Raw genomic sequence first — 10,811 nt, 5'->3', positions numbered from 1 at the left:
GGGGGGGGGGGCGGGCGGGGGGGGGCCCCCCACCCGCGCGGCCCCGGGCCGCGCGGCGCGCCCCCCCCCCACGGCGGGGCAATACGAGTCGGCTGGGGCCTATGCGTCGCCGCCGGCCTCGCCCGCTTCGGCGGCCGTGACATCCAGCAGCTGGTAGCGGTCGATCGCCTGCTTCAGCAGCGAGCGGTCCACCTTGCCCTCCTTGGCGAGCTCGGTGAGCACGCCAAGGACGATCGACTGCGCGTCGATGTGGAAGAAGCGACGGGCCGCGCCACGGGTGTCCGCGAAGCCGAAGCCATCGGCGCCCAGCGACTGGTACGCGCCCGGGACCCAGCGCGCGATCTGGTCCGGGACGGCACGCATCCAGTCCGAGACCGCGACCTTCGGGCCTTCGGCGGCCTGGAGCTTCTGCGTCACATACGGGACGCGCTGCTCCTCCTCCGGGTGCAGCAGGTTGTGCTCCTCGACCTCCACCGCATCGCGGCGCAGCTCGTTCCAGGAGGTCGCCGACCAGACGTCCGCCTTGACGTTCCACTCGTCCGCGAGGATCCGCTGGGCCTCGATGGCCCACGGCACCGCGACACCCGAGGCGAGGATCTGGGCCGAGTGCTGGCCCTTCTCGGCGGGCTTGACGCGGTGCAGACCCTTGAGGATGCCCTCGACGTCCACGCCGGCGGGCTCCGCCGGGTGCTGGATCGGCTCGTTGTAGACGGTCAGGTAGTAGAAGATGTCCTCGCCATGCGGGAATTCGGCGGACTCGCCGTACATCCTCCGCAGACCGTCCTTGACGATGTGCGCGATCTCGTAGCCGTAGGCCGGGTCGTACGCGACACAGGCCGGGTTGGTCGACGCCAGCAGCTGCGAGTGGCCGTCGGCGTGCTGGAGGCCCTCACCGGTCAGCGTCGTACGGCCGGCGGTCGCGCCGAGCACAAAGCCGCGCGCGAGCTGGTCCGCCATCTGCCAGAACTGGTCACCGGTGCGCTGGAAACCGAACATCGAGTAGAAGACGTAGATCGGGATCAGCGGCTCGCCGTGCGTCGCGTAGGCGGAGCCCGCCGCGATCAGCGAGGCGGTGCAACCCGCCTCGGAGATGCCGTCGTGCAGCATCTGGCCGGTCGGCGACTCCTTGTAGGCGAGCAGCAGTTCACGGTCCACCGACTCGTACTGCTGGCCCAGCGGGTTGTAGATCTTCGCCGACGGGAAGAACGCGTCCATACCGAAGGTGCGGTACTCGTCGGGCGCGATCGGCACGAAGCGCTTGCCGATCTCCTTGTCCCGCATCAGGTCCTTGAGCACCCGGACGAACGCCATGGTCGTGGCGATCTTCTGCTGGCCCGAGCCCTTCTTGGCGCCCGCGTAGACCTTGTCGTCCGGCAGCTGCAGCGGCTTGCTGCGCACGACACGGGTCGGCACATAGCCGCCCAGCGCGTTGCGGCGGTCGTGCATGTACTGGATCTCTTCGGACTTCGCACCCGGGTGGTAGTACGGCGGGGCGCCGTCCTCCAGGTCCTTGTCCGGGATCGGCAGGTGCAGCCGGTCACGGAAGCCCTTGAGGTCCTCGACCGTCAGCTTCTTCATCTGGTGGGTCGCGTTGCGGCCCTCGAAGTTCGGGCCGAGCGTCCAGCCCTTGACGGTCTGCGCGAGGATCACCGTCGGCTGGCCCTTGTGCGCCTTGGCCGCCGCGTACGCCGCGTAGATCTTCTTGTGGTCGTGACCGCCGCGGCCCAGGTGCAGGATCTGGTCGTCGGACATGTTCTCGACCATGGCGCGCAGCCGGTGGTCGTCACCGAAGAAGTGCTCGCGGATGTACGCACCGGTCTCGGTGGCGTACGTCTGGAACTGGCCATCCGGCGTGCTGTTGAGCTTGTTGACCAGGATGCCGTCGCGGTCCTGCGCGAGCAGCGGGTCCCAGCTGCGGTCCCACACCAGCTTGATGACGTTCCAGCCGGCGCCGCGGAACTGCGACTCCAGCTCCTGCATGATCTTGCCGTTGCCGCGGACCGGGCCGTCCAGGCGCTGCAGGTTGCAGTTGACGACGAAGGTCAGGTTGTCCAGGCCCTCACGGGCGGCCAGGGACAGCTGGCCGAGCGACTCCGGCTCGTCCATCTCGCCGTCACCGAGGTATGCCCAGACGTGCGACTTGGAGGTGTCGGCGATTCCGCGCGCCTCCATGTAGCGGTTCATACGGGCCTGGTAGATCGCGCCGAGGGGGCCAAGGCCCATCGAGACGGTCGGGAACTCCCAGAAGTCCGGCATCAGCCGGGGGTGCGGGTAGCTCGACAGACCGTAGGGGGCCTTGGACTTCTCCTGGCGGAAGGCGTCGAGCTGAGCCTCGGACAGCCGGTCCAGAAGGAACGCGCGGGCGTAGACACCGGGGGAGGCGTGGCCCTGGAAGAAGATCTGGTCGCCGCCGTCGCCCTCGTCCTTGCCCCGGAAGAAGTGGTTGAAGCCCACGTCGTAGAGGGAGGCGGAGGAGGCGAACGTGGCGATGTGGCCGCCGACGCCGATGCCCGGACGCTGGGCCCGGGAGACCATGACGGCCGCGTTCCACCGGGTCGCGTTGAGGATCCTGCGCTCGATCTCCTCGTTGCCCGGGAAGAACGGCTCGTCCTTGGTCGCGATGGTGTTGACGTAGTCCGTGCTGCGCATCTCAGGCACGGCCACGCGCTTCTCGCGGGCCCGCTCGATCAGGCGAAGCATGAGGTAGCGGGCACGTTCCCGGCCTCGCTCATCGACGGCAGCGTCGAGCGAGTCGAGCCATTCCTGGGTCTCTTCGGGATCGAAGTCCGGGACCTGGCTGGGAAGGCCGCCAATGATGATCGGGTTGCGATCGGATCCGGAAGCCACGCTGTTCCTTCGTGTTCGGGTCGTGTCGTGCTCTGCACGCCATTGCTGCTGCGCACGTGGACGAATGCTGAATCTGTTGTGGTGTCGCGCCGTCTTCCATCGTGTACCGAGTCACACGGATACGTCATCTCTACCGCCGGGTAACCACTCGCCGAGAGATGGGCGCGGAAAAGGCCGATTTCTCGGGTCGGCCAAATCGCAACCATACGCCCATGTCGAAAGTCCTTCGCGTACGGCCGTGCGACCCCCGAAAACGGATCGGGCACATGGTCGGCGCCCCCCAAAGGGCCCAGTCGCGCGCGTCTACCCCACAAACCCGGCAGAACGCTGTGGTGTGAATCACTTCGCCGTGTCCCAGTGGGGTCGTAGTTGCGGCGAGACGCGTTCAATCGTCACCGTTTCGGCGGTCTCGACCGCCGGGTACTTGCGCGATCCGCCCGGCCCGTGTGGACTACGCCCAAAGCTCCGCGCACGCGCGGGGTCCAAAAGCATTTTCCGAAACATGACAGGAGGCAATCCGTGAGCGCGACCGCGGACCACGCGGAGGAGCGGACCAACCCGGCCATCAGGCTGGGGTTCGAGCCCGGACAGGTGGTCCAGGAGATCGGCTACGACGATGACGTCGAGCAGGAGCTCCGTGAAGCCATTGAGGCCGTGATCGGCCAGGAGATCGTTGACGAGGACTACGACGACGTCGCTGACGTCGTCGTGCTGTGGTTCCGCGAAGACGACGGCGACCTCACGGACGCGCTGGTGGATGCCATCGGTCTGATCGACGAGGGCGGCGAGATCTGGCTGATGACGCCCAAGACAGGCCGTGACGGCTACATCGAGCCGAGCGACATCAATGAGGCCGCGCAGACCGCGGGTCTGTCCCAGACCAGGAGCATCAACGCGGGCAAGGACTGGTCGGGCAGCCGGCTGGTCACGCCGAAGGCGGCGAAGCCCGGCAAGCGCTGATCCGCACCACCTCGACGGACGTTCCACCGAGCCCTCTCCGGCCTGTTCCGGAGGGGGCTCGGCCCTGTTCAGGAGGGGTTCCCGGGGCGTTCGGCGCGGCGCGTAGGGTTGGGCGCGTCCAGTTGAGAGAGAGCGGAAGGGAAGCAACCCCATGGCGATCGAGGTCGGCACGAAGGCTCCGGATTTCGAGCTGAAGAACCAGCACGGCGAGCTGGTCAAACTCTCCGACTTCCGCGGCGAGAAGGCCGTCGTCCTCCTCTTCTACCCGTTCGCCTTCACCGGTGTGTGCACCGGCGAGCTGTGCGCGCTCCGCGACGAGCTGCCGAAGTTCGCCAACGACGACGTCCAGCTGCTGGCCGTCTCCAGCGACTCCCCGTTCTCGCTGCGCGTCTTCGCCGAGCAGGAGGGCCTGGAGTACCCGCTGCTGTCGGACTTCTGGCCGCACGGCGAGGCATCGCGGGCGTACGGCGTCTTCGACGAGGAGAAGGGCTGCGCGGTCCGCGGCACCTTCATCATCGACAAGGAGGGCGTGGTGCGCTGGACCGTCGTCAACGGCCTGCCCGACGCCCGCGACCTCAACGACTACGTCAAGGCGCTCGAAAACCTCTGACCCGGCCGCGTCGTCGGGGGCGCCTCCGGCGCCTCCGGCCGACATCCGTGTCCCTCCACGTGCGATATCTGTAGCTCGGCGGGAACCCGTCACTAGGATCGATTCGTTGATCCGATGCCATGCACGCTGGGGGCGCAAATCTTTACGTACCCCTCGAATCTATGGGAGGACTCGTGGGAGTCAGCCTCAGCAAGGGCGGCAACGTCTCGCTGACGAAGGAAGCCCCCAACCTGACCGCCGTCCTCGTCGGTCTGGGCTGGGACGCGCGTACCACCACCGGTACCGACTTCGACCTGGACGCCAGCGCCCTGCTGGCCAACGATGAGGGCAAGGTCGCCAACGACCAGAACTTCGTGTTCTTCAACAACCTGAAGAGCCCGGACGGTTCGGTCGAACACACCGGGGACAACACCACCGGTGAGGGCGAGGGCGACGACGAGGCCATCAAGGTCAACCTCGCCGGAGTGCCCGCCGAGGTCCACAAGATCGTGTTCCCGGTGTCGATCTACGACGCCGAGACCCGCCAGCAGAGCTTCGGCCAGGTCCGCAACGCCTACATCCGCGTGCTCAACCAGGCCGACGGGGTGGAGCTGGCGCGCTACGACCTGAGCGAGGACGCCTCGACCGAGACCGCCATGGTCTTCGGCGAGCTGTACCGCAACGGCGCGGAGTGGAAGTTCCGCGCCATCGGCCAGGGCTACGCCTCGGGCCTGCGCGGCATCGCGCAGGACTTCGGCGTCAATGTCTGACCGAGCTCGGCCACCTCGTCCGGCGCCGTACGTCCCCACAGGGAGTGCGGCGCCGGGCGTGCTTGAAAGGGAGGCGGGTCGCGCCTGAGTGCGGCCCGTACCGTCACCGGGGAGGAAGCGAACACTATGAGCGTCACGCTCGCCAAGGGGGGCAACGTCTCCCTGTCCAAGGCCGCTCCGAATCTCACGCAGATCATGGTCGGCCTCGGCTGGGACGCGCGCTCCACCACTGGAGCGCCGTTCGACCTCGATGCCAGCGCGCTGCTGTGCCAGTCGGGTCGGGTGCTGGGGGACGAGTACTTCGTCTTCTACAACAACCTCAAGAGCCCGGAGGGCTCCGTCGAGCACACCGGCGACAACCTCACCGGTGAAGGCGAGGGCGACGACGAGTCGATCCTGGTGGACCTCTCCCAGGTGCCGCAGCAGGTCGACAAGATCGTCTTCCCGGTCTCGATCCACGATGCAGAGCCCCGCAGCCAGAGCTTCGGCCAGGTCAGCAACGCTTTCATCCGCGTCGTCAACCAGGCCGACGGAGCGGAGCTGGCGCGCTACGACCTGAGCGAGGACGCCTCGACCGAGACCGCGATGATCTTCGGCGAGGTGTACCGCCACAACGGCGAGTGGAAGTTCCGCGCGGTGGGCCAGGGGTACGCGTCGGGCCTCCGAGGCATCGCTCTAGACTTCGGGGTCAACGTTTCGTAAAGGCGCCGCGCATAGCGCGGGTGACCCCACACAGCGAGGGATTGGGTAGGCAGTGCTCCTGAAAACCTTTGGCTGGTCGTTCGCCATCACGGTGCTCGGCCTGGCCTTGGCCGGCGTGCTCTGGGGGTGGCAGGGGCTCGCGATTGTCGGGATCCTGTCGATCCTGGAGATCTCGCTCTCGTTCGACAACGCCGTCATCAACGCAGGCGTCCTGCGCAAGATGAACGCCTTTTGGCAGAAGATCTTCCTGACCATCGGCATCCTCGTCGCGGTCTTCGGCATGCGGCTGGTCTTCCCGGTCGCCATTGTCTCGATCACCGCGAAGCTCGGGCCGATCGAAGCGATCAATCTCGCCATCAATGACAAGGCGCAGTACGAGGAACTGGTCACCAGCGCCCACCCGGCCATCGCGGCCTTCGGCGGTATCTTCCTGCTGATGATCTTCCTCGACTTCATCTTCGAGGAGCGCGACTACAAGTGGCTGGCCTGGATCGAGAAGCCGCTGGCCAAGATCGGCAAGCTCGATACGCTGTCCATCATCATCGCGTTGGTCGCCCTGCTGGTGAGCGCGATGACCTTGGCCACGGATGTTGTGCACGGCGGTGGTGACAAGAGCGTCACGGTGCTGCTCGCCGGCCTCGCCGGCCTCATCACGTATCTCATCGTCGGCGGAGTCTCCGGCTTCTTCGAGGCCAAGCTGGAGGAGGACGAGGAAGGCGAGGACGACGAGGCGGAGGGTGCAGCGGCGCCTGCGAAGAATGGCGGCGGGACCGGTGCGGTCGTGGGCCTGGCCGGCAAGGCCGCGTTCTTCTTGTTCCTCTACCTGGAGGTCATCGACGCGTCCTTCTCCTTCGACGGCGTCATCGGCGCGTTCGCCATCACCAACGACATCTTCATGATGGCGCTGGGTCTCGGCATCGGCGCGATGTACATCCGATCGTTGACGGTGTTCCTCGTCCGCAAGGGGACCCTGGACGACTACGTCTATCTGGAGCACGGCGCGCACTACGCGATCGGTGCGCTGGGCATCATCCTCCTCATCACGATCAAGTACGAGATCAGCGAGGTCTTCACCGGCCTGGTCGGCATCGTGCTCATCGCGCTCTCCTTCTGGTCGTCCGTGGTGAAGAACCGGCGCGACGGCAAGCCCGAGAGCGAATCCGGGGCGACGTCGGAAGTCACGTCCGGAGTGTGACGCGGCTCTGATTGAGGAACGCTCTCTGCGGGGCGGCCATGGGGTGCAGACCTCAAGGCCGCCCCGCAGTATTCGGGGCTGAACAATGGGGTGGGCAAGGTGTCGTTCCTGGGGAACTGGCGGCGTGGTGGTGCGCCGAAGTACGACAACGGCGGGGCGTCGTATGTCGTCGAGCTGACGAAGCGGAATCCGGTCATCTCTCTGACCAAGCAGGGGGCGGCCACCGGGCATCTGAGGGTCAATCTGCACTGGCAGATGCGGTCCTCGGACCTCGGCGAGCAGCGCAAGGGCAGTCTGCTGCGGCACCCGGGCAAGATGTTCAAGCCCGAGGTCGTGCAGGCGCAGGGGCCGGCCGTGGTCAAGATCGACCTGGACCTGGCCTGCATGTACGAGCTCAAGGACGGCACCAAGGGAGTGGTGCAGCCGCTGGGCAACTTCCTGGGCGACCTCAACACCGCTCCGTTCGTGAAGCTCAGCGGCGACGACCGGTTCGGCTCGCCGTCCGGCGAGACGCTGTACATCAACATGGATCAGCGCGACGAGATCAAGCGGCTGCTGATCTTCGTCTACATCTACGACGGGACGCCCGCGTTCGACCGTACGCACGCGGTGGTGACGCTCTATCCGAGCAACGGGCCGCGGATGGAGATCAAGCTCGATGAACGGGCGCCACAAGCCCGTTCCTGCGCCATATTCATGCTGGAGAACACCAAGGGCGAGCTGACGGTGCGTCGTGAGGTGAAGTACGTATACGGCTTCCAGGCGGAGCTCGACCGGCTGTACGGCTGGGGGCTTCAGTGGGGGCGGGGGTACAAGTCGAAGGTCTGAGAGCGGGGCCGGGGCGTGGCTGTGAAGCGGGGCGGGTGCGGCACTTTCCCGGGCGCGGGGGCGCCGCCCGGGGCTGCCGGGCGGCCCCGGGCGACGGACCGGAGGGCGCCGGCCGCCGCTAGGGCCTGTCCGACGGGCCAGGGTCGGAAAGGCCCTAGCGACGCTGGAACTGCGGGCCCTGGGGCGGCAGTACGAAGGACGGGTCCGGCACGAAGGGCTGCTGCTGCGTCGGATAACCGTAGGCCGGGGCGGGGTGCGGAGGCTGCGGATAGCCGTACGCGGACGGCGGTTGCTGCTGGGGCTGGTAGTGGGGCTGCTGGGGCGGCGGGCCCGGATAGCCGTACGTGGGGTACGACGGGGGCTGGGCAGGCGGCTGGGCTGGTGGTGGCGGAACGTCCTGCGGGTAGCCGTAGCCGCCGCCGGTGGGCTGCGGCGGGGGCGGCGCGGACGCCGCGGCCCCCGAGGGCAGTGGGGCGGCGGAGTATGGCTCCGGCATCGGGTCCGGCACATGCTGGGTGACGGCATCGGCGTCCGCCCCCGGATACGTCTGCGGGTCCGCCGCGGCCGACGCCCCGACGGCCTCTTCCGGCCAGGTACTCGGCGGCGGTGTCGCCGGGGCGGGGGGCTGGCCGGGGGCGGTCGGTTCGTTGGTGGTCGAGCCGTTGGCGCTCGGTCCGCTGGTGGTCGGGCCCTCCGCGGGAGGCAGTTCGGCAGCTGTGGCGGGGCCCGAGGCGGGCTGCGCCGACGCCGGTGCATCCGAGGCGGGTGTCTCCGAGGCGGACGGTGGCGTTTGTCCGGAGGCCGGGGAGTCGTTTTCTTCCACCGAGATGCCGAACTCGGTTGCCAGACCGACCAGACCGGTTTCGTACCCCTGCCCCAGCGCGCGGAACTTCCAGCTCTCGGCGCGCCGGTAGAGCTCCCCGCAGATCAGCGCCGTTTCGTCGCCCGTCTCGGGCACGACGTCGAACACCGCGATCGGATCGCCGTCGCCGTCCGCCGCGTCGAAGAGGAGTATGCGCAGATCCGATACGAGCCCGAAGGCGCCGCCGTCCGACGACGCGGTCAGTACGACCCGGTCCACGGACGGCTCCAGAGCGGAGAGATCCGCCTCGATGGTGTCGGCCAGACCGTCGGCAAGGCGGGTCTTGGGCAGATGCCGGACCAGGCCGCTGGGATGCCGCGGCTGGTTGTAGAAGACGAAGTCCTCGTCGGAGCGCACGCGTCCCTCGGTCCCGACCAGCAGTGCCGAGGCATCGACATCGGGCACACCGGCGCCGGGCGTCCAGCGCAGGACGGCCCGTACAGCCGTGGTGTCGAGGGGTACGTTCGACCCTTTCAGCATCGCGTGCGTCATGCCGCAATCCTGCCTTCCTTGAGGTCGCAGCGACAACGCGGGGGCCTGTGCGATGTGCACGGGTCGCGATCGCGGACACTTCAGCGTCTCGTCCCGCTTACGAGAATTTCACGCACGGGGGAACTAACCCCGCTCCGGCACACGTACGATTACCGGCTGGATCCAGACAGCGGACGCAGCGGGTGTGCCCGGGTCCCGCCTGTATACGGGGAGTTGTATGCGTCATTTTGGGCACCTTGCGCCCGACATCCGGAAGACACTGTTCCACCAGGAGCCGGCGGAGTTCACCGCCGGCTCCCCGGCCCGCACGCTCGCGGTAGCCCTGGGTGCGACGCTCTACAGCCCGGCAACCCGGCCGAAACTCGCCGCCGACATCCTCAAGCAGGCGGGGCGCGGTGTGATGTCCATGGTGCTGTGTCTTGAGGACTCCATAGGGGACGGGGACGTGGCGGCCGGCGAGGAGAACCTCGTGCGGCAATTCGGACTGCTCGACGAAGCGGCCACGGCGGGCACGGACCTTCCGCTGCTGTTCATCCGTGTCCGCGAACCCGGCCAAATTCCGGATCTGGTACGCCGGATGGGCCCCACGGCGCGCAGACTGTCCGGATTCGTACTGCCGAAGTTCACCGAGGAACGCGGAGTTCCGTTCCTGGAGGCGCTCGTCAAGGCGGAGTCCGCCTGCGGGCGGCGGCTGTTCGCGATGCCCGTGCTCGAATCTCCGCAGCTGCTGCACCTGGAGAGCCGCACCGAGACCCTTCAGGGCATCGCCAGGACCGTCGACAAATACCGGGAACGGGTGCTCGCCCTGCGGCTCGGCGTCACGGACTTCTGCTCGGCCTACGGACTGCGCCGAGCACCTGACATGACGGCGTATGACGTCCATATCGTTGCCTCCGTGATCTCCGACGTGGTGAATGTGCTGGGCCGGGCGGACGGCACGGGCTTCACGGTCACCGGCCCGGTGTGGGAGTACTTCCGGCTGCACGAGCGGATGTTCAAGCCGCAGCTGCGACGCAGCCCGTTCCTGGGGCGGGCCGAGGAACTCCGCACGGCACTGATCGAGCACGACATGGACGGTCTGCTGCGTGAGATCGAGCTGGACCGCGCAAACGGCCTGCAGGGCAAGACCTGCATCCATCCCTCCCATGTCGCGCCGGTGCACGCCCTCTCGGTCGTCAGCCACGAGGAGTTCAGCGACGCTGCGGACATCCTGCGGCCCGAGCGGTGCGACGGCGGCGTCCTGCGCTCCGCCTATACGAACAAGATGAACGAGGTGAAGCCGCACCGCGCCTGGGCCGAGCGCACTCTGCTGCGCGCCGAGGCGTTCGGCGTCGCGCGCGAGGGCATCGGTTTCGTGGAGCTGCTGACGGCGAGCCTCCCGCAGACGTAGCGCGGGGGCCGGGCCGGCTCGTGAGCGTGCCGGCCGGTGAACTGGCCGGACAGGAGGCACCGGACGATGACGATGACCAGGTCTGCGAAGAACGCGACGAACGACGCAACGAGCGGTGCGATGAAGACCGCCGCCGACGGCAGCGCGGAGAATGCGCCGAGGAATTCGGCGAACGA

The 10,811-nt window shown here is 67.7% G+C and carries 9 protein-coding genes; 7 read left to right on the top strand and 2 right to left on the bottom strand.

The window, feature by feature from the left end:
• Positions 1-99: 99 nt before the first annotated feature.
• Positions 100-2,847 (bottom strand): pyruvate dehydrogenase (acetyl-transferring), homodimeric type, encoded by a 2,748-nt coding sequence (gene aceE / locus AB0I10_RS19890; RefSeq protein WP_363153813.1) that lies wholly within the window; start codon positions 2,845-2,847, stop codon positions 100-102.
• 519 nt (positions 2,848-3,366) lie between these two features.
• Between aceE and AB0I10_RS19885 the strand changes: the two genes are divergently transcribed.
• From AB0I10_RS19885 to AB0I10_RS19860, 6 genes are all read left to right on the top strand, one after another.
• On the top strand, positions 3,367-3,807 hold the full coding sequence (locus AB0I10_RS19885) for a DUF3052 domain-containing protein (protein ID WP_363153812.1): 441 nt from the start codon (positions 3,367-3,369) through the stop codon (positions 3,805-3,807).
• Positions 3,808-3,958: 151 nt separating this feature from the next.
• A complete protein-coding gene (locus AB0I10_RS19880) occupies positions 3,959-4,417 on the top strand; it encodes a peroxiredoxin (protein WP_363153810.1) in 459 nt (152 codons plus the stop codon).
• Positions 4,418-4,590: 173 nt separating this feature from the next.
• Positions 4,591-5,166, top strand: coding sequence for a TerD family protein (locus AB0I10_RS19875; RefSeq protein WP_363153809.1), 576 nt, complete (start codon positions 4,591-4,593; stop codon positions 5,164-5,166).
• A gap of 126 nt (positions 5,167-5,292) precedes the next feature.
• Positions 5,293-5,868 (top strand): TerD family protein, encoded by a 576-nt coding sequence (locus AB0I10_RS19870; RefSeq protein WP_363153808.1) that lies wholly within the window; start codon positions 5,293-5,295, stop codon positions 5,866-5,868.
• 52 nt (positions 5,869-5,920) lie between these two features.
• Entirely contained in the window at positions 5,921-7,063 is a 1,143-nt protein-coding gene (locus AB0I10_RS19865) for a DUF475 domain-containing protein (protein ID WP_363153807.1), read from the top strand.
• 99 nt (positions 7,064-7,162) lie between these two features.
• Positions 7,163-7,891, top strand: coding sequence for a Tellurium resistance (locus AB0I10_RS19860; RefSeq protein WP_363153806.1), 729 nt, complete (start codon positions 7,163-7,165; stop codon positions 7,889-7,891).
• 154 nt (positions 7,892-8,045) lie between these two features.
• Here the strand turns inward: AB0I10_RS19860 and AB0I10_RS19855 are convergent, their stop codons facing one another.
• Positions 8,046-9,245, bottom strand: a complete 1,200-nt coding sequence (locus tag AB0I10_RS19855; RefSeq protein ID WP_363153805.1) for a TerD family protein — start codon at positions 9,243-9,245, stop codon at positions 8,046-8,048.
• Positions 9,246-9,462: 217 nt separating this feature from the next.
• On the opposite strand from AB0I10_RS19855, the gene AB0I10_RS19850 reads away from it, so the two are divergent.
• Complete coding sequence (locus AB0I10_RS19850; RefSeq protein ID WP_363153803.1) at positions 9,463-10,635, top strand: HpcH/HpaI aldolase/citrate lyase family protein; 1,173 nt, start codon at positions 9,463-9,465, stop codon at positions 10,633-10,635.
• Positions 10,636-10,811 lie beyond the last annotated feature (176 nt).

The organism is Streptomyces sp. NPDC050636 (genome assembly GCF_040654775.1).
Lineage (GTDB): Bacteria > Actinomycetota > Actinomycetes > Streptomycetales > Streptomycetaceae > Streptomyces.
This window is presented reverse-complemented; position numbering and strand designations above follow the sequence as displayed.

Coding starts and splice junctions, on each gene's coding strand:
- AB0I10_RS19855 (WP_363153805.1), bottom strand. CDS start 9,245: ATGACGCACGCGATGCTGAAAGGGTCGAACGTACCCCTCGACACCACG.
- AB0I10_RS19880 (WP_363153810.1), top strand. CDS start 3,959: ATGGCGATCGAGGTCGGCACGAAGGCTCCGGATTTCGAGCTGAAGAAC.
- AB0I10_RS19850 (WP_363153803.1), top strand. CDS start 9,463: ATGCGTCATTTTGGGCACCTTGCGCCCGACATCCGGAAGACACTGTTC.
- AB0I10_RS19870 (WP_363153808.1), top strand. CDS start 5,293: ATGAGCGTCACGCTCGCCAAGGGGGGCAACGTCTCCCTGTCCAAGGCC.